This is a genomic window from Stakelama portus (assembly GCF_003171655.1).
Taxonomy (GTDB): Bacteria; Pseudomonadota; Alphaproteobacteria; order Sphingomonadales; family Sphingomonadaceae; genus Sphingomonas; species Sphingomonas portus.
Map to the genome: position 1 here is coordinate 1 of NZ_QFZL01000004.1, position 17,482 is coordinate 17,482.

Consider the following 17,482-nt stretch of genomic DNA (forward strand, 5'->3'; position numbering starts at 1 on the left):
GCTGGGGCGACGACTTCCTAAAGCTCGCTTCACGCTTCGACGACGCAATAGCCGATTTGTAACCGGACGGACGTCCGGGATCAGCTAGGCATCGTCCGACGGGCCCAGTTTATGGGTTCACGGCCTAGATCTACAAAAGTTCGGCGGTTCGCGGTCTTGAGGATTTCATCCAATCCATCGAAGGCCAGATAGGCTTGACCGCTGGCGAGAAGACGCTCGACTACGGCCATTAGGACATTTTTGTCAGTGTAAGCAAAGCTTAGTAGCTCATTGGTGATATATTCCAAGATTGATAGTTGAGCGTTATTCAGTCGAGCACGCTCGAAGTCGCGCAAGACGATTCTGATCGGTACCACTACGCTTGCCGCAGCTGCGCCATCGTTGATCAGTTTTAAGGAATGGCTCCCGAGGTTATGGCAAATTGCCTGGAGTAAGGTGCTCTTCCCTCCTCCGGGATTACCAAGAACAACCACCCGGTGAAGACCGGTAATTTCGTCAATACTGACATTGGCAAACTGTTCTACCTGAGTTCTATCAGCTTGCAACAGTCTCTTCACTTTAACAGATGCAGAATGGCTTGATTCTATCCCAAGCATTTCGTCAATGGCCGGACGAATGTCCTCATGATTCCGAAGAGATAATTTTGGTGCGATGTATATTTTGGAAACCTCGACCTCCTTTCTCCCCTGGCTGGTCTCCACTCGAATGAATCTAGTGTCATTGGCCATGGCCCGAAGAAGCCTTGGTATTATCTCGCCGAGACATTTGCTCTCTATCGGCCTAGATATACCAACACGTATCGAATCAATTGAGGATTCAATTTCGGCAATTCTATCTATGATAAATTGATTACTTTGTTTGACGATCCTCGCTAAAACCGGGTCTTTACTTATCTGCGTGGTCGTTATTTCGTACGAGGTGGCTACTTCGTTATATATTGCCAAGGCTTCTCCCGCCTGCGCATCGACCTCTCGTTCGAACAATGCGACGAATGCCGCTTTGATGGCAGGGCTTCGCGCTCCAACAAGTGCGTCGTTAAACATCGCCGAATGCAAGCCGGAGGCCGAAAGGGCAGACAAAAATCCTGCAACACGCTCGTCATATTCGCCAAGCCAGGAGCCTTTGACGATGACAAAATCGCTCGCCGCTGCGGTGAGCATGTCATCGACATGTTGGTCAGATATGGCGTCCTTAATGCGCCGAAGCCGCGCTATCTTTTGGAAGATCAGTGAGGCGCCTTGCTGAACAGCAGGGGCTGTCAGTTTGAGAAGCGTGCCAGACGAAATCATGATTGCCACCCAAGCCCTGGAAACGAGTGCGGATAGAATAAACAAATTCTTCGCCGCGGCTAGACAAGATGGAGGCGCCATCGTTCATCCGTTTGGAGCGACGGCGCTCGTGTCGCTCTCCGCCGCGCCAACAAGGCGCCAGCGCATACGCTCAAGCACAATGTTGGTCATAATGTTGGTTCGTGGACCCCGGTAGGCACCAACATCTTGAAAAAAAATAATATTATTGGTTTGGTGGCGGAGCGGGAGGGATTCGAACCCTCGATACGGTTTTGCCGTATACTCACTTTCCAGGCGAGCGCCTTCGACCACTCGGCCACCGCTCCGCATGCGCTGGAAGGTCGTGTCCACTAGAAGCTGGCGCGCGCGAACGCAAGCAGCGGGATTGCGCCGGGCCGGACTGCGTGTCAGTCTCCGCAGCCATGTTCAGACCTCTTCACGCGCTCGCTGCGCTTGCCCTTCTCGCCGGTCCGCTTCCCGCCTGTGCGCAGCAAGCGACTCCCGATCCTGTCGCTGCCGACTGGCACGATATTCCCGATGACGAAATCATGGTCATCACGCTCACTGACGGGCGTCAGATCTTCATTCGGCTGGCCAAGCGATTCGCGCCGGGCCATGTCGCGAATATCGGCACGCTGATCAACGCGCATTGGTGGGACGGCGCGACCATCTATCGCGTTCAGGAAAACTGGGTGGCGCAATGGGGTGACGCGACCGAACAGAAGCCGCTGCCGCCCGAAATCCTGCGCCGTCCGCCTGCCGAATTCGAAATCGGCGCGTTCGAAGCTGCGCAGCGATTGCCGGTGCGCGACGCCTATTCGACTGCGTCGGGGGTGACCGCCGATGGCTGGCCGATCGCCACCGACGGCAGCGCGGCGTGGCTGACGCATTGCTATGGCTCGGTCGGCGTGGCGCGCGATTCGCTGCCCGATACCGGCACCGGCGCCGAGTTGTTCACGCCGATCGGCCAGTCGGCGCGGCGGCTGGATCGCAATTACACCGTGGTCGGACGCGTGGTCGAAGGGATGGACGTGTTTTCATCGCTGCCGCGCAGCGCCGCCCCTATGGGTGTCTATGCCACGGCAGCCGAGCGGACCGGCATCGCATCGGTGCGGCTGGCGAGCCAGTTCCCCGCCGATGAGCGCCCGCATTTCCAATATCGTGCGACCGATAATCCGCGCTACGCGGCGCTGATCGACAAGAAAATGAATCCCGACGCGCCGATGATCGCGACGGGGCTGGAGGTTTGCGATCTGGGGCCGGGGGTTCGGCGCCGGCCCTAGCCGCAGTCGCCAGTGATTATTTGCCGATCCAGTCGGCAACTTCACCGGCGACCTGATTGGCGGCCTGGTTCAATGCCTCGCCCACAGCGGTGCGATCGATTGCCGACACCGGCACGGTGGCAACGAAGCGGCGGCGTTCGAACACGGCGCTGTCCGCGCGACGCAGCGACGCGTCATAGATCACCGTCGCTTCGTTGGTGCGCGCGTCGACGCCAAAGGAGCGCAGTTCGCCGGTCAGCAGCGCGGCGGGTCGATCGATCGACTGGCGTTCGCTGATCGTCATACGCCCGGTCCGCGCCGTAACCGTATCGGCCAGCAGGCGCGCGAACATATCGGCGGGCTGCTCCACCCATTGCGCTTCCTTGACATAGGCGACGCTGGTGTCGCTCGTATGCACCGGTACGCGCACCGTCGCCAGTTCCTGCGGCGTTTGCGGGGTCTGGATCAGAATCGCCGCGCTGTTGGCGGAACCCTGAATTTCGCCCGCTGGAATCGTGGCTGCCGAGCTGAGCATCAGCAGCGCGGGCGGCGGTTCGGACCCGAATTTGATGCATGCCGTCAGCGGCAGCAGCGCGGCGACGATGGCAAGCTTCTTCATATCGGCCTCATTTCTTCGGGTCATAATCGGGCAGGCGCGGCGACGACAACAGCGAGCCGGCGCCTTCCCGGTCCAGCCGTTCGGCAATTTCGCCAAGCGCGATGGCGGTTCGGCGCAAATCATGGACCAGCTGTGTCGCCTGGGGCATCGTCTGTTGTGAGAATGCCTGAATACCCGGGCGCGCATCGCCGATCGCGGCGTCCAGATTCTCCATGCTCTGTTTTGCCGCCAGCACCGCCTGATTGAGGTTCTGCATCGCCGGATCGACGCTGTTGTCCATCACGTTCCGCGTCGAATCGGCTAGCGAACCGATCTGTTCGGCAGCGGCACCGATCCGGGCGACCGCCGTGCGCATTTCGGCGATGGTCGCCGCCATTTCCGGTCCGCGATCCGCCAGCGCGTCGGTCAGGCGGTTGGTATTGGCCAGGATGCCGGCAATCGACGCCTGATTCTTGTCGCCAAGCAGCTGCGTGAGCCGTTCGGTCAGGGTGGACAGCCGCTCGACGAGTTGCGGCGCGGAGTTCAGGATCGCGCCCAGGCCACCCGTCTTGGTGGGGATCACCGGCACGTCGAGCGGGCAGGCCGAGCGTGGATTTTGTCGGGGACAGGCGATTGCCGGAGCGCCCTTGATCGCGCCGTCGAGCTGGATCTGGCTGACGCCGGTAAAGCCGATGCCGTTGATGCTGGCGGTCGTGCCTTCCAGGATCGGGACATTGTCGTTCACCTTGATCCGCACGCGCACGAGCTTGGGATCGGGGGGCCAGAAAGCGATTTCCTTCACCTGCCCGGCCGGGACGCCGGAAAAGGCGACCGGCGAACCGGGGCTGATGCCGTCGACTGCCTGGGCGAAGAAAATGTCATATTCGCGGTCCGAGCCGTCGCCGAGCCGCGCGAGCCAGACGACGAAGATCGCCAGCACCGCCAGCAGGATCAGCGTAACGGCGCCCACGAGCACATGGTTCGATCGCGTTTCCATCAGTCCCTCATGCCCCCGCGGGCGCTTGCGCCCGGTCCGACCCGGCGATCGCGGCGCGACCGCGGGGTCCGTTGAAATATTCCTGGATCCACGGATGGTCCAACGCCAGCAACTCGTTGATGGTGCCCACCGCAATCACATGTTTGTCGGCGAGCACCGCGACACGATCGCAGATCGCATGCAGCGTATCGAGATCGTGCGTGATCAGAAACACCGTCAGCCCCAGTGTCCGCTGAAGCGATCGGGTCTGTTCGTCGAACGCCGCCGCACCGATCGGATCGAGCCCGGCAGTCGGCTCGTCGAGAAACAGCAGCTCCGGGTCGAGCGCAAGCGCACGGGCAAGCCCGGCACGTTTGCGCATGCCGCCCGACAGCTCGGCGGGATATTTGGGCCCGGCGTCGGACGGCAGGCCGGTCATCACCACCTTGTACGACGCGATTTCATCGAGCTGTTGCTGATTGAAGCCACGATAGAATTCGCGCAGCGGCACCTGGACATTTTCGGCGACGGTGAGCGTGGAAAACAGCGCGCCGCCCTGAAACAACACGCCCCAGCGTTTGCGGATCTCGGTCTGCTCGCCGGGGGTACCCGCCAGCATATCGTGCCCGAACACTTCGACCGATCCGGCATTGGGCGCCTGCAGTCCGATGATCGATCGCATCAGCACCGATTTGCCGGTGCCCGATCCGCCGACGACGCCCAGGATTTCGCCACGGCGCACATCCAGGTCGAGATCCTCGTGCACGACCTGATTGCCGAAGCTGTTTTTCAGTCCGCGGACGCGAATGATGATGTCGTCCTCGTCGCTCATATCCAGCCGACCCCGCTGAAGAAGACAGCGAAAAATGCGTCGAGGACGATGACGAGGAAAATCGCCTGAACCACCGCCGCGGTGGTGCGCGCACCGACTTGTTCGGCGTCGCCTTCGACCAGCATGCCCTGAAAACAACCGGCGATGGCGATGATCGCGCCGAACACCGGCGCCTTGATCAGGCCCACCCACAGGTCGGTGAGCGGCACGACTTCGCGAATGCGCTGAACGAAGGTGATCGGCGGCACGTCGAGCGAAATCCAGCAGAGCAGGCCGCCGCCGATGATTGCGATCAGCGAGGCATAAAAGCCCAGCAACGGCATCATCACGATCGCGGCCAGCGTGCGCGGAACCACCAGCGCTTCCATCGGCGAAACGCCGATCGTGCGCATCGCGTCGATTTCCTCGGTCAGCTTCATGGTGCCGATCTGCGCGGCAAAGGCGCTGCCGGATCGCCCGGCGACCATGATCGCGGTCATCAGCACGCCCAGTTCGCGCAGCGTGATGCGGCCGACCAGATTGATCGTATAGACTTCGGCGCCGAATTGTTTGAGCTGCACCGCCCCTTGCTGGGCAATGACGATCCCGATCAGGAAGCTCATCAGGCCGATAATGCCCAGCGCCGACACGCCGACGACTTCGAAACGCTGTACCGTGGCGTTGAGGCGAAAGCGGCGCGGTCGCGTGAACACGTTCCAGAATGCGATCACGGTCGCGCCCATGAAGCCGAGCAGGCCGTGCAGGGTGCGGAACGCGGAAATCACCGCTTCGCCGGTTTCCGCGACGATGCGCAGGAACAGGCCATAATCGGGAGCGGGCGCGACCACGGGCTGGTCGGCGGCGCGCGCCACTTGCTCATACAGTTGCGCTTCGTCGCCCTCCAGGCCGGATACCGGCACGTCGCGGGCAGTTGCGAAGCGGTGGATCATCCACGCGCCGACGGTGTCGATCCGGTCGACGCCTGCCAGATCGATACGATCGACCGGCGCGACGCCGGGCAGGCGTTCGGGCAGGTCGCCGATCGACGCAAGCGACAGGTCGCCCGTGAAGCGAAGCAGCGTTTCGCTGTCGGACTCAACCCTTTGAAAATCGGCCATGGCGGTCATTGGATGGGACATTGCTGGATTTGCGCTGGATCGGCAAGCGGATAGGCGCCACGATGCCGCAATGCAGTATATCGCAATCTATGACATGGACAAAACGATCACGCGCGCGCCGACCTGGACGACCTTCCTGGTCCACGCGGCAAAGCGCCGGGCGCCGTGGCGGCTTGCGCTGCTGCCGATCGCCGGGCTGGCGACGCTTGGCTATGGGCTGAAGCTGCTCGATCGCGGCGCGTTGAAACAGGTTACCCAGCGGCTGATGCTGGGCGAACGGGTGTCGCACGAAGCCGCGAGCGACCTTGCCCAAAGCTATGCCGATCAGGTCAGTCACACCAACACGCTCGAAGCCGCGCGCGAACGGATCGCGGCGGATCGCGCCGCCGGATACCGGCTGGTGATGGCGACGGCTTCGCATGGCTATTATGCTGAGGCGATTGGCGCGCGGCTGGGGTTCGACGATGTCGTTGCGACCCAGGCGCGGCGCAATGCGGAGGGGGATTTATTGTCGCTCATCGAAGGCGAGAACTGTTACGGCCCCGCAAAGCTCCGCATGGTCGAGGCATGGATGCAAAAAAGCGGCATCGCGCGGGGCGAGGCGCATGTCCGTGCCTATAGCGACCATGTTTCCGATGCGCCGCTGCTCGGCTGGGCGGATGAGGCGTTCGCAGTGAATGCGCATGGTCCGCTGCGGAAAATGGCAATCGAGCGCGGGTGGGAAATGCTCGACTGGCGAGGCGAAGGGGACGCTGTTGGTACATAGTGCCTTTCCGGTGGGGCGGGCGTACAATAGTGTGTCAGCGGCATTGCGAGTGGAATAGACGATGCGACAAGCATATGTTGTCAGCCTGAGCTTCATCGCGCTTCTGGTCCCTGCGGCGGCGGCAGCGCAAAATGTGGAGGGCCGGGCGTAACGCAAATCGCGCCGGGCGTGGCACGGATCGACGGCAGCAGCGTACCCAGCCAGCCGATCGACGCTGGTGAGCTCCAGGCGGCCATTAAAGCCACGCCATCGCTTCGTGTGATCAAGCGGCGGCTTGGCGAAGGGATTTCCTATCCCCGTCCCGACGGTGCCACCACCTATATGTACAAGATCCACGACACCGCGAGTGATGCAGATCGGGTCGTCATCCTCTTCGCCAAGCGCGATGCGATCGTCGACTATCTGATCGAGTAATTCGCTTTACAGCAATGTACCGAGTGTGTGGATCGCCACCCCGACCAGGCCGCCGACCAGCGTGCCGTTGATGCGGATGAACTGCAGGTCGCGGCCGACGGCGTTTTCCATGCGGCCGGTGATCGTTTCGGCGTCCCAGCTGCGCACCGTATCGGAAACCAGCCGGACGATCGCATCGCCATAATCGGCGGCGATGCCGACGGCGGCGCGGCGCACGAAGCGATTGACGGTGGCGGCCAGCGCGGGTTCGCGCTGAAGCGTCTCACCCAGCTGGCGCAGCGCCTCGCCCAGTTCGCCCTTGAATGCCGCATCGGGATCGCGCGCGAATCGGAGCAGGCCGGCGCGCGCCGATTCCCATATGCCCATCCACCACCGGTCGAGCGCGGGGTTTTCGAGCATTTCGACCTTGAAGCTTTCGACACGGCTTTGCGTCCGTTCGTCGAACTGCAGATCGGCGGCGAGCCTTGCCAGCCCCTCTTCGGCCTTGGCGCGCAGGGGATGGTGCGGATCGTCGGCCATGTCGGCGATCAGCCTGGCGAGGCCGTCGATGATCGCATTGGCAAGCCGTTCGTCCAGCCCGGTCCAGCGCATGATCGCGCCCGCGCGCTGATGCACCATTTCGCGAATCAGATGTTCGTTGGCGTCGAGCACGCGCGCCGCCCAGCGGATGATCCCGTCGAGCAGTGGCACGTGGCGATCTTCGGCAATTGCGCTGTCGAGCACGCGGCCGAGCGGCGTGGCGATCTTCATCGTGCGCAGCTGATTGCCGATCGCGCGCTTCGCCATCCCGCCCAGCCGGTCCTGATCGAGCGATTCGAGCATGTCGACCAACAGGCGCGCCGCGCCCTGCTGGACGCGCCCATGCGAGCCGCGCGGCTCGGTCAGCCATTTGCCGACGGCGCCCGCCACGTCGATCCTGCCCATGCGCCGCGCGACCACGCCGGGGGTGAGGAAATTGTCGCGCAGAAAGGTGGCGAGCGTGTCGCCGATACGATCCTTGTTGCGCGGGATGATCGCCGTATGCGGGATCGGCAGGCCGAGTGGATGGCGGAACAGCGCGGTTACTGCGAACCAGTCGGCCAGCCCGCCGACCATCGCCGCCTCGGCAAAGGCGCGGATATAGCCGATCGCGGGGTGCAGCCCCTGATAGCGCGTCGCGATGATGAAAGTGGCGGCCATCGCCACCAGCATGCCGGTGGCGATCCATCGCATGCGAACCAGCGCGGGGGGAGGCGGCTCGGCGGAGCGGAGGCGGGAACGAACTTTCATTCCCGCCTTAATACCCGAAACCGCCGCGAGTTCACTCCGCCGGGTGCGGTTCGTCGCCGCCCGGCTTGCCTGGATCATATCCGATACGCCCGCCCTGGCGCTGCTGCTCGATCTTGTCGGCGGCATTGTCGCCCGGACGATAGGTGAGCAGGCGCCGCGACAATTTCGGGCCGAGCCAGTTTTCGACACCCACCGCCAGGCTGAACGCCGCCGGGACGATGACGAGCGTCAGCACCGTCGAAAGGATCAGGCCGCCGATCACGACCACGCCCATCGGCGCGCGCCAGGAGGAGTCACCCGAAAGCGACAGCGCCGTCGGCACCATGCCCGCGACCATCGCGACCGTGGTCATCACGATCGGCTGGGCGCGCTTGTGTCCGGCGTCCATCAGCGCGCTGAACTTGTCGACGCCCTTCGCCATTTCCTCGAGCGCGAAGTCGATCAGCAGGATCGAGTTCTTCGCGACGATGCCGAACAGCATCAGGATGCCGATGAAAACGGGCAGCGAGAGCGGATAGCCGAGCGCCATCAGCGCGAGCAGCCCGCCCAGCGGCGCGAGCAGCAGCGATCCCATGTTGACCAGCGGCGCGATGAAGCGGCGATAGAGCAGCACCAGCACCGCGAAGACCAGGAAGATGCCCGAGCCCAGCGCGACGAAGAAGTTCTGGAGCATCTCCGCCTGCCATTTGGCCTGACCCACGGTCACTTCGTTCACGCCGACCGGCAGATCTTTCATCACCGGCAGTTCGTGGATCTTCTTCATCGCCTCGCCCGAAACATAGGCCTTGCCGGTTTCGGGGTCGGTGGCGAGGTCGGCGCCGACGACGATGCGCCGCTGCAGGTTGAGGCGCTGAATGCGCGTCGGTCCGGAACCGAAAGTGATGTCGGCGACGACGCCCAGCGGAACCGATCCGCCATTCTGAGTCGCGACCGGCAGGTTCTGGATCGTCGAAAGCCGCGCGCGCGCATCTTCCTCCAGCGCCACCCGGATCGGGATCTGGCGATCGGACAGCGAGAATTTGGCGCTGTTCTGATCGATGTCGCCCAGCGTCGCGATGCGGATCGCGCTTGAGAGCGCAGCCGTGGTGACGCCCATATCGGCAGCCAGATCGAGCCGCGGCCGGATGACGATTTCGGGCCGGTTGAGTTCGCCGGCGATGCGCGGCGCCACCAGTTCGGGCAGCGTTGCCATCTGATTGACCAGCTTGATTGCCGTTTCGTTGAGCAGCTTGGGATCCTCGCCGCCCAGCGTGATCGTCAGCTCGCGTCCGCTGCCGCCCCAGCCGCCCTGGGCATTGAAGCCGACACGTGCGTCCGGAATCGTGAGCAGATCGGGCGTAACCCGGCGAGTAAACTCGCTGCTGGTTTCGGAACGGTCGTCCTTCAGCGAGACGGTAACCCGGCCGCTGCCGACGAAGGAACGTTCATAGACGCTGGCGACATCGGGTTCCCTGGCCAGCCGCTCGGCCACGCGGCGAACGACGGCGTCGGTGTCCTCCAGCGTGGTGCCGGGGACCATTTCGATATTCGCCCGGACCTGATCCTCGTCCTGGGTCGGCTGGAACGTCATCGGCAGCGAAGCGAAACAGAAGATGGTGAGGCCGAACGCGACGCCGCTCCCGACCACGGCCGACCAGCGGTGCCGCAGCGTCCAGCGCAACACCTTCATATACATGTCGCTCAGCCAGCCTTCGCCATGCGAGCGATGGCCCTGCGCCTTGAGGAAATAGGCCGCGATCATCGGCGTCACCAGACGCGCGACGGCAAGGCTCATCAGCACCGATGCGACGACGGTCAGGCCGAAATTCTTGAAGAACTGCCCCGAAATGCCGGGCATCAGGCCGACCGGCAGGAACACCGCGACGATCGACATGGTGGTGGCGAGCACCGCGACGCCGATTTCGTCGGCCGCGTCGATCGCCGCCTGATAGGCGGATTTGCCCATACGCATATGTCTGACGATATTCTCGATCTCCACGATCGCATCGTCGACCAGCACGCCCGCGACCAGGCTGAGCGCCAGCAGCGTCATCTGGTTGAGCGTGAAGCCCAGCATGTCCATGAACCAGAAGGTCGGGATTGCCGAAAGCGGGATGGCGAGCGCCGAGATCAGCGTGGCGCGGAAGTCGCGCAGGAACAGGAAGACGACGATGACGGCGAGCACGGCGCCTTCGATCATCGCTTCCATCGCCGTGTGATATTGTTCCTCGGCGTAGCGGCTCCAGTTCGACAGAAGTTCGAAATGCACGCGCGGATTATTGGCCTCGAGCTGTTTCAGCTTGGCCACCGTTTCCTGATAGATCGCCAGATCCGACGCGCCCTTTGCGCGCTGGATGTCGAAGGAAACGACCGGCTTTCCACCAAAGCGCGCGGCGCTGCGCAATTCGCCATAGGAATCGCGCACCGAGGCGATTTCCGAAAGCCGCACAGTACGCCCGCCGCCAAGCGAAATCTGGGTCTGGCCCAGCGTATAGGCAGTGCTGGCATTGCCGAGCACGCGCACCGATTGTTCGAATCCGGAAATTTCCGCGCGGCCGCCCGCCGCGTTCAGGTTCACCTGACGAAGCTGCTGGTTCACCTGGCTGGCGGTAAGGCCATAGGCCTGAAGCTTGGCCGGATCGATCTGCACCCGGATTTCACGATCGACGCCGCCATTGCGGTTGACCGCCGACATGCCGGAAATCGAAAGCAGCTCCTTCGACACCGTATTGTCGATATACCAGCTCAGTTCCTCGACGGTCATGTCGGGGGCGATGGCGGCAAAGCTGGCGATATCATTGTCGCTCGCCGAATCGACACGGCCGATCTGGGGTTCCAGAATCCCGTCGGGCAGGTTGCCGCGAATCTGCTGCACGGCGCTGCGCACATCCTCGACCGCGCGATCGATCGGCGTACCGATGGCGAGCTGGACGACGGTGGTGCTGCTGCCTTCGCTGACGTTCGATGTGATCTCGTCGATGCCCTGCAGGCTGCGGACGGCCGATTCGACCTTCTGCGTGACCTGCGTTTCAAGCTCGCTCGGCGCCGCGCCCGGCTGTGAAATCGAAACCCAGACGACCGGGAAGTCGATGTCCGGACTGTTGTTCACGTCCATGCGCGAAAAGCTGAGCAGTCCCGCGATTGTCAGGAACAGGAACAGCACGATCGGGGGCACCGGGTTACGGATTGCCCACGCCGAGATATTGCGAAAGCTCATGGCATTGTCCCTGCGGAATTAACTCTGAATTACAGCTTCTTGAGCTCGGGCTTCACTTTCTGGCCCTCGTTCAGGAAGGCGCCGGCGGTCAGCACCACGCGCTCGGTTCCGTTCAGTCCCTCGACAATCGCGACGCCGGCGTCGGAAACCTCGCCGGTACGCACCGGGCGACGGACCGCTTCGTCCTTGTCGTTGAGAATATACACGAAGTTACCCCGTGCGTCGCTCTGGATCGCCGATTGCGGCAGCAACGGCGCGTCCGAAGCGCCGGCGATGATGCGGGCGCTGGCGAAACCGCCGGGGCGCAGCGCGGGATCATAGGACAGCGAGATGCGGGCGATGCCCTGGCGCGTCTGCGGATCGATGACCGGCGAGACCTGCCACACTTCGCCGTGGAAGGTGTGATCAGTGCCCACCGGCGTGACTTCCGCCGGAACGCCGACATGCAGCCGCTGAAGATCGCCTTCGGAAAGCTGCGCACGCAGTTCCATCTGGCCGCCCTTTGCGATGCGGAACAACGTGCCGCTGCCCGGGCTGACGACCTGGCCGGGCTCGACGCTGCGGGTAAGGATAAGGCCGGCTTCGGGCGCGCGAATGTCGAGACGGCGATTGCGTGCCTGTGCTTCGGCAAGCTGCGCCTCGGCAACGCGCACGCGCGCCGCCGCCGAATCGCGCGTGGCGGTCTTGCGTTCGACATCGGCCGCCGAAACGAAACCGCGACTGACAAGCTGCTGCGCGCGATCGAGTTCGGATTGCGCGATATCGGCGTCGGCGCGCGCCACGCGCACCTGTGCGGCGAGCGACTGGACGGTTTCGCTCTGCACCGAACGGTCGATCGTTGCGAGCACCTGCCCTGCGCGGACCCAGGCGCCCGGTTCGACCAGCACGCGAGTCACCATCCCGCCTTCGCCGACGACGCCGACCGGCATTTCGCGGCGCGCGGCCAGCGAACCGGTGGCCGAAATGGCGCGCTGGATCGATCGCCGTCCGGGAACCGCGACGGTGACCGTCGGAATCTGGCTGTCGGCCTGCGATTCGGACGCCGCGGCCTTTTCTCCCGTCGCCGCTTCCTTGTTGCCGCCGGAAAGCATCAGCGCCACGGCAACGATCGCGATCAGCGCAACGATACCCCCGATAATCCACCACCGCCGCCTGCTGCGGCGTTCTTCGCCGGGGAGCGCCATTCGATTGTCGTCACCGAACATCTGTGCCTCGTAATTCATGCGTGCATATCTCAAGCGTGCCGGCGGCTGCCGGAGACAGGATATCTGCTGTGTTAGATGAATAAGTCACCGACCGCAATGGTCGTTTTTCTAGCAGCGGCGCAATGCCGATAAACCGATGGTTTCGCAAGATACCGGATCGTTGCCGTCAAGAAACGGGTTGCAACTGCCGCGGCATCGCGCAACGCTTGCGAAAGGCTCTGCAACACGGGGCCGCAATCGGGAGGAAGATATGGAACGCGGTTGGTTTGGCTGGCTTCTGATCGGTCTGGTCGCCGGTGTCCTCGGCAAGATCATCATGCCCGGCAAGGATCCGGGCGGCATTATCGTCACGATCCTGATCGGTATCGCCGGAGCCCTGCTCGCAGGATTCGTCGCCCAGTCGATGGGCTATGCACTCGAAGGCGGCTTTGAAAGCTATGCGGCTGCGGTGGCCGGCTCGGTCGTGCTGCTTGCGCTGTATCGCATCGTGATGGTGCGCCGCGTGCGCTGACCGGAATTTCGTTCATCGGGCGTGCAAGCCCGAAACCCTAAAGCCCCGTGCGTGGTTTACCCAGACCCTGCACGGGGCTTTTTCATTTCCAGGAGAGAATAATGCGAACGATCATGGCTTCACTGGCGCTGGGCGCTGCAGCCGTCGCAATCGGCGCGGCGCCGGCGCGCGCGCAGGAAATGCACCATCCCATGGCGATGGGCGAACCTATGCAGGGCACGATACTCACGGTCGTGTCCGAAGGGCGGACGACGCGCACGCCCGACATCGCGACGATCAGCGCGGGAGTCGTCACACAGGCGCCGACGGCTGCCGAAGCAATGAGCCAGAACAGCGCGCAGATGGGCAGGGTCATCGCCGCGCTCAAACGCGCCGGCATTGCCGATCGCGATATCCAGACCGCCGATATCAGCCTTTCGCCGCAATATCGGCACGAGGATAATCAGCCGCCGGTGATTACCGGCTATCAGGCCGCGAACAGCGTTCGCGTGCGCTTTCGCGACATTGAAAAGAGCGGCGCGATCCTCGACCTGCTGGTGGCGCAGGGTGCGAACAACATCAACGGCCCCAGCCTGACCATCGATGCGATCGATAGCGCACGCGACGAAGCGCGGGTGGATGCGATTCGCACGGCGCGGGCGCGGGCGGATCTCTATGCCGGCGCGGCGGGCCTTAGCGTCGACCGCATCCTTTCGATCAGCGAAGGCGAAGCGCCGGGCAGTGGCCCGATGCCGGTTGCCTATATGTCGCGGATGGAATCGGCGGATACGCAAGTCATGCCGGGCGAACAGGACGTCACCATGACCGTGACGGTCCGCTTCCTGCTCAAGTGACGAAAAAAGGGGCCGCGAAACTCGCGGCCCCTTTTCAAGCGGGCATTGATTGCCGGTGCAGGATCAGCGCAGCGCGCCGCGACGCACCAGATTGACGATTGCCAGCAACAAAATGGCTCCGACCAGCGACACCAGGAACGTGGTGATGGTGATCGCACCGTCATTGATGCTGCCGCCGAACAGCCAGCCGCCGATAAAGGCGCCGACGATTCCGACGATGATGTTGAGGAAGATGCCCTGCTGAGCATCGGTTCGCATTACGATCGAGGCAAGCCAGCCGACAACACCGCCAACGACGAGCCAAACGAGAAGTCCAACAAGATCCATGTCTTAGTCCCTCCGTTTATGCCCGGCTGGTTCCGGGCTACCTTGCCCGGGGTCGTCCCGGGCTACGGAGGCTAAGACTCGCGACCAGGCCCCTTGGTTCCCGGCCCCGAAACGAACGGGCGCGGCGGGAACCGGGGCGTGTCAGGCGAAAAGGACGCATAACCGGGCTTTTCCGGTGCGATTCTGTTTGTGCTTTCCGTCAGAATTTCTGCTGACGTTCGTACAGCGAGCGATAATGCTGAATACGCGTGACGCGCAGCCCGGGCATGCCCGACCGATCGATCGCGCGTTGCCAGCCGGCGAATTCCTCGACGGTCAGGCCATAGCGATCACAGGCTTCGTCCACGGTCAGCAACCCGCCATTGACCGCTGCGACGACTTCCGCCTTGCGCCGGACGACCCAGCGGGTCGTGCTGGGCGGAGGCAGCGTATCCAGAGTCAGCGGCTCGCCGAGCGGACCAATGACCTTTGCGGGACGGATCTTCTGATTCTCAATCATTCACCAACCTCGATCGGGGCGGGGGGCCCCCTCTCTGATAACCGGAGACGACTTTAGGCACGCGTGATTCAACATTGCCTGAAACGGCAAGGTAAACAGCGTGTTCATTCGTGTTTCCAATCGCTTGACGCGAAACTGCGCGATGCGATGCGCGGCAGATAAGCCGCGCTCGATCGCAACAGCGCCAGCGCCGTCGGGCGATGAAAGGCACCGTGTTCGGGCGCAAGCAGGTCGACATGTGCTGCGGCCGCGGCAATCCGCGACTGGGCCGATGCCGTGGCGCTTGCTGCCTGCCGGGCCGCCACGCCGACCATCAGCACCGCCAGCTCCGTTGGCAGCGCGGTGACGGCGACGTTCCGATCCAGCCGGGCGAAACTCAGATCCACAAATACGCATCCGTTACTACTCGTCTTGAGCAGACATCAGTAGGCGCGAGTGCTGAAGGTCCCGTAAAGACCGAAGAAATTTTGCATCCCGGCATGCGAGACCCTATGTGCCGCGCCGATGAATGCCGTCGATTTCCAGCTTTCGGGGCCGCTTTCGGGGCGGCGTATCGTCGTCGCCATGTCGGGCGGCGTCGATTCGTCGGTCGTGGCCGCGCTTGCCGCGCGCACCGGCGCAGAGACGATCGGCGTCACGCTGCAGCTATATGATCATGGCGAAGCGGTGGGGCGCGCGGGCAGTTGCTGTGCGGGGCGTGACATTCGCGATGCGCGTGCCGTGTGCGACCGGCTGGGCATCGCCCATTATGTGTTCGACCATGAAAGCCGCTTTCGCGAATCGGTGATCGACGATTTTGCCGACGAATATCTCGCCGGTCGCACGCCGATTCCGTGCGTGAAGTGCAATATGGGCGTGAAGTTCACCGATTTGTTCGCGCTCGCCCGCGATCTGGGCGCCGATTGCCTTGCCACCGGTCATTATGTCCGCCGGGTCGAAGGGCCGGCGGGCGCCGAACTGCATCGCGCGGCCGATCCGGCGCGCGACCAGAGCTATTTCCTGTTCGCGACGACGCAGGACCAGCTCGATTTCCTTCGCTTCCCGCTGGGCGGCATGCCCAAGCCGCGCGTGCGCGAGCTTGCCGCCGAAATCGGCCTTGGCGTGGCGGGCAAGCCCGACAGCCAGGACATCTGCTTCGTTCCCGATGGCGACTATGCTTCGCTGGTGAAGAAACTGCGGCCCGAGGCCGAAACCGACGGCGATATCGTTGACGAGGCCGGCAACAAGCTGGGCGAGCATAAGGGGCTGATCCATTTCACTGTCGGTCAGCGGCGCGGACTGGAAATCGGCGGACAGGCCGAGCCGCTCTATGTCGTCCGGCTCGATGCCGCCGCGAAGCGCGTGGTGGTCGGGCCCAAGGCATCGCTGGCGGTGCAGGCGGCGCGGATCGAGGGGCTCAACTGGATCGGCGGCGATCATCGCGGGCCGCTGCTCGCCAAGGTGCGGTCGATGGCAAAGCCGGTTCCCGCGCGGCTCGAGGGCGACCGGGTGGTGTTCGACGCTCCCGAATATGGCGTCGCGCCGGGACAGGCCGCAGTGCTCTATGCCGGCGATCGCGTGCTGGGCGGCGGGTGGATTCGCGAAACCGAAGCGGCGCAGTCAGTCGCTGCCTGACTTCAGTCGGTGCGCGGAAAGCCGCCTGCGCTCACCGTGACGTAACTGCCCTCAGGATCGCCCGTGGATCGCCGCCGAGTCAGGATGCGAGCGGCATGACGGCGGCGCGATTGCCGGTGAACGGGCGATCGGCAAAGGCGTCGATCCGAACGCATGTCAGCTTTCCGGCCTGCTGACCTTATGGGAAGAGCAGCGTTTCGGACCAGTTTTCGCCGCCCGGCACGGTTTCGCGGCAGAACAGGCGGCGCTCATGCAGCCGGTGGGCGCGGTCCTGCCAGAATTCGATTCGTTCGGGGATCACGCGCCATCCACCCCAATGCGGGGGACGCGGCACATCCTGGCCTTCAAACTGTTCGGCCATCGCGTCGAATCGGCTTTCGAAGACGTCGCGGTTCGGCATTGGATGCGACTGGTCCGAAGCCCAGGCGCCAAGCTGCGAATCGCGGCCGCGCGTGGCGAAATAGGCATCGGCCTCCGCATCGCTGACTCGCTCGACCGGGCCCTCGATCCGGATCTGTCGCCGCAGCGACTTCCAGTGGAACAGCAACGCGGCGCAGGGATTGGCGATCAGTTCGTCGCCCTTGCGGCTTTCGCCATTGGTATAAAAGACGAATCCGTCCGGATCGTGCCCCTTGAGCAGCACCATCCGCACCGACGGCGCGCCGGAAGCATCGGCGGTGGCGAGCGCCATCGCATTGGCATCGTTGGGCTCGCTGGCCTGCGCTTCGGCAAACCATGCGTCGAACAGGGCAATCGGATCGTCCACCATGGCGCGCCCAATAGTTCGCCCTCGC

At 63.4% G+C, this 17,482-nt stretch carries 18 protein-coding genes and 1 tRNA gene; 6 read left to right on the top strand and 13 right to left on the bottom strand.

The window, feature by feature from the left end:
- Window positions 1-80 precede the first annotated feature (80 nt).
- The gene (locus DKB74_RS11410) at window positions 81-1,334 is read right to left on the bottom strand and encodes an NACHT domain-containing protein (protein ID WP_161956852.1); all 1,254 of its coding nucleotides are present in this window, start codon (window positions 1,332-1,334) and stop codon (window positions 81-83) included.
- A gap of 190 nt (window positions 1,335-1,524) precedes the next feature.
- A tRNA-Ser gene (locus tag DKB74_RS11415) sits at window positions 1,525-1,615 on the bottom strand.
- A 96-nt stretch (window positions 1,616-1,711) separates the two neighbouring features.
- On the opposite strand from DKB74_RS11415, the gene DKB74_RS11420 reads away from it, so the two are divergent.
- Window positions 1,712-2,572, top strand: coding sequence for a peptidylprolyl isomerase (locus DKB74_RS11420; RefSeq protein ID WP_109808311.1), 861 nt, complete (start codon window positions 1,712-1,714; stop codon window positions 2,570-2,572).
- A 16-nt stretch (window positions 2,573-2,588) separates the two neighbouring features.
- On the opposite strand, the gene DKB74_RS11425 is transcribed toward DKB74_RS11420, so the two are convergent.
- From DKB74_RS11425 to DKB74_RS11440, 4 genes are read right to left on the bottom strand one after another with little or no spacing between them, the layout of a single operon-like run.
- A complete protein-coding gene (locus DKB74_RS11425) occupies window positions 2,589-3,170 on the bottom strand; it encodes an ABC-type transport auxiliary lipoprotein family protein (protein WP_109808312.1) in 582 nt (193 codons plus the stop codon).
- 7 nt (window positions 3,171-3,177) lie between these two features.
- The gene (locus DKB74_RS11430) at window positions 3,178-4,146 is read right to left on the bottom strand and encodes an MlaD family protein (RefSeq protein WP_109808313.1); all 969 of its coding nucleotides are present in this window, start codon (window positions 4,144-4,146) and stop codon (window positions 3,178-3,180) included.
- A gap of 7 nt (window positions 4,147-4,153) precedes the next feature.
- Window positions 4,154-4,957, bottom strand: a complete 804-nt coding sequence (locus DKB74_RS11435; protein ID WP_109808314.1) for an ABC transporter ATP-binding protein — start codon at window positions 4,955-4,957, stop codon at window positions 4,154-4,156.
- The gene (locus tag DKB74_RS11440; RefSeq protein ID WP_109808315.1) at window positions 4,954-6,063 is read right to left on the bottom strand and encodes an ABC transporter permease; all 1,110 of its coding nucleotides are present in this window, start codon (window positions 6,061-6,063) and stop codon (window positions 4,954-4,956) included. The genes DKB74_RS11435 and DKB74_RS11440 overlap by 4 nt, the downstream gene beginning before the upstream one ends.
- A 61-nt stretch (window positions 6,064-6,124) precedes the next feature.
- Here DKB74_RS11440 and DKB74_RS11445 point away from each other — a divergent pair, with 61 nt between their 5' ends.
- Together DKB74_RS11445 and DKB74_RS11450 are read left to right on the top strand one after the other, a co-directional pair.
- Window positions 6,125-6,820 (top strand): HAD family hydrolase, encoded by a 696-nt coding sequence (locus DKB74_RS11445; RefSeq protein ID WP_109808316.1) that lies wholly within the window; start codon window positions 6,125-6,127, stop codon window positions 6,818-6,820.
- A 168-nt stretch (window positions 6,821-6,988) separates the two neighbouring features.
- Window positions 6,989-7,234, top strand: coding sequence for a hypothetical protein (locus tag DKB74_RS11450; protein WP_109808317.1), 246 nt, complete (start codon window positions 6,989-6,991; stop codon window positions 7,232-7,234).
- 6 nt (window positions 7,235-7,240) lie between these two features.
- On the opposite strand, the gene DKB74_RS11455 is transcribed toward DKB74_RS11450, so the two are convergent.
- From DKB74_RS11455 to DKB74_RS11465, 3 genes are read right to left on the bottom strand one after another with little or no spacing between them, the layout of a single operon-like run.
- A complete protein-coding gene (locus DKB74_RS11455) occupies window positions 7,241-8,503 on the bottom strand; it encodes a DUF445 domain-containing protein (protein ID WP_109808783.1) in 1,263 nt (420 codons plus the stop codon).
- 31 nt (window positions 8,504-8,534) lie between these two features.
- Window positions 8,535-11,699 (bottom strand): efflux RND transporter permease subunit, encoded by a 3,165-nt coding sequence (locus DKB74_RS11460; protein ID WP_109808318.1) that lies wholly within the window; start codon window positions 11,697-11,699, stop codon window positions 8,535-8,537.
- 29 nt (window positions 11,700-11,728) lie between these two features.
- Complete coding sequence (locus DKB74_RS11465) at window positions 11,729-12,922, bottom strand: efflux RND transporter periplasmic adaptor subunit (protein WP_109808319.1); 1,194 nt, start codon at window positions 12,920-12,922, stop codon at window positions 11,729-11,731.
- Window positions 12,923-13,154: 232 nt separating this feature from the next.
- On the opposite strand from DKB74_RS11465, the gene DKB74_RS11470 reads away from it, so the two are divergent.
- Window positions 13,155-13,415, top strand: coding sequence for a GlsB/YeaQ/YmgE family stress response membrane protein (locus DKB74_RS11470; protein ID WP_109808320.1), 261 nt, complete (start codon window positions 13,155-13,157; stop codon window positions 13,413-13,415).
- Window positions 13,416-13,516: 101 nt separating this feature from the next.
- Window positions 13,517-14,248, top strand: coding sequence for an SIMPL domain-containing protein (locus tag DKB74_RS11475; protein ID WP_109808321.1), 732 nt, complete (start codon window positions 13,517-13,519; stop codon window positions 14,246-14,248).
- Between the two features lie 63 nt (window positions 14,249-14,311).
- On the opposite strand, the gene DKB74_RS11480 is transcribed toward DKB74_RS11475, so the two are convergent.
- From DKB74_RS11480 to DKB74_RS11490, 3 genes are all read right to left on the bottom strand, one after another.
- Window positions 14,312-14,575, bottom strand: coding sequence for a GlsB/YeaQ/YmgE family stress response membrane protein (locus tag DKB74_RS11480; protein ID WP_109808322.1), 264 nt, complete (start codon window positions 14,573-14,575; stop codon window positions 14,312-14,314).
- 199 nt (window positions 14,576-14,774) lie between these two features.
- On the bottom strand, window positions 14,775-15,074 hold the full coding sequence (gene sciP / locus DKB74_RS11485) for a CtrA inhibitor SciP (RefSeq protein WP_109808323.1): 300 nt from the start codon (window positions 15,072-15,074) through the stop codon (window positions 14,775-14,777).
- 104 nt (window positions 15,075-15,178) lie between these two features.
- Window positions 15,179-15,460 carry a hypothetical protein gene (locus DKB74_RS11490; protein WP_109808324.1) on the bottom strand — a complete coding sequence of 94 codons (282 nt, stop codon included), beginning with the start codon at window positions 15,458-15,460 and terminating at the stop codon, window positions 15,179-15,181.
- A gap of 118 nt (window positions 15,461-15,578) precedes the next feature.
- Here DKB74_RS11490 and mnmA point away from each other — a divergent pair, with 118 nt between their 5' ends.
- The gene (gene mnmA, locus DKB74_RS11495) at window positions 15,579-16,688 is read left to right on the top strand and encodes a tRNA 2-thiouridine(34) synthase MnmA (RefSeq protein ID WP_109808325.1); all 1,110 of its coding nucleotides are present in this window, start codon (window positions 15,579-15,581) and stop codon (window positions 16,686-16,688) included.
- A gap of 178 nt (window positions 16,689-16,866) precedes the next feature.
- Here mnmA and pdxH read toward each other — a convergent pair whose 3' ends face one another.
- Complete coding sequence (pdxH, locus tag DKB74_RS11500; RefSeq protein ID WP_109808326.1) at window positions 16,867-17,457, bottom strand: pyridoxamine 5'-phosphate oxidase; 591 nt, start codon at window positions 17,455-17,457, stop codon at window positions 16,867-16,869.
- Window positions 17,458-17,482: the final 25 nt, after the last annotated feature.

What these genes read in the sequence shown, in the direction of transcription:
- DKB74_RS11420 (WP_109808311.1), top strand. Translation starts at nt 1,712, where the DNA reads ATGTTCAGACCTCTTCACGCGCTCGCTGCGCTTGCCCTTCTCGCCGGT.
- DKB74_RS11425 (WP_109808312.1), bottom strand. Translation starts at nt 3,170, where the DNA reads ATGAAGAAGCTTGCCATCGTCGCCGCGCTGCTGCCGCTGACGGCATGC.
- DKB74_RS11430 (WP_109808313.1), bottom strand. Translation starts at nt 4,146, where the DNA reads ATGGAAACGCGATCGAACCATGTGCTCGTGGGCGCCGTTACGCTGATC.
- DKB74_RS11435 (WP_109808314.1), bottom strand. Translation starts at nt 4,957, where the DNA reads ATGAGCGACGAGGACGACATCATCATTCGCGTCCGCGGACTGAAAAAC.
- DKB74_RS11440 (WP_109808315.1), bottom strand. Translation starts at nt 6,063, where the DNA reads ATGACCGCCATGGCCGATTTTCAAAGGGTTGAGTCCGACAGCGAAACG.
- DKB74_RS11445 (WP_109808316.1), top strand. Translation starts at nt 6,125, where the DNA reads ATGCAGTATATCGCAATCTATGACATGGACAAAACGATCACGCGCGCG.
- DKB74_RS11455 (WP_109808783.1), bottom strand. Translation starts at nt 8,503, where the DNA reads ATGAAAGTTCGTTCCCGCCTCCGCTCCGCCGAGCCGCCTCCCCCCGCG.
- DKB74_RS11460 (WP_109808318.1), bottom strand. Translation starts at nt 11,699, where the DNA reads ATGAGCTTTCGCAATATCTCGGCGTGGGCAATCCGTAACCCGGTGCCC.
- DKB74_RS11465 (WP_109808319.1), bottom strand. Translation starts at nt 12,922, where the DNA reads ATGAATTACGAGGCACAGATGTTCGGTGACGACAATCGAATGGCGCTC.
- DKB74_RS11470 (WP_109808320.1), top strand. Translation starts at nt 13,155, where the DNA reads ATGGAACGCGGTTGGTTTGGCTGGCTTCTGATCGGTCTGGTCGCCGGT.
- DKB74_RS11475 (WP_109808321.1), top strand. Translation starts at nt 13,517, where the DNA reads ATGCGAACGATCATGGCTTCACTGGCGCTGGGCGCTGCAGCCGTCGCA.
- DKB74_RS11480 (WP_109808322.1), bottom strand. Translation starts at nt 14,575, where the DNA reads ATGGATCTTGTTGGACTTCTCGTTTGGCTCGTCGTTGGCGGTGTTGTC.
- sciP (WP_109808323.1), bottom strand. Translation starts at nt 15,074, where the DNA reads ATGATTGAGAATCAGAAGATCCGTCCCGCAAAGGTCATTGGTCCGCTC.
- mnmA (WP_109808325.1), top strand. Translation starts at nt 15,579, where the DNA reads ATGAATGCCGTCGATTTCCAGCTTTCGGGGCCGCTTTCGGGGCGGCGT.
- pdxH (WP_109808326.1), bottom strand. Translation starts at nt 17,457, where the DNA reads ATGGTGGACGATCCGATTGCCCTGTTCGACGCATGGTTTGCCGAAGCG.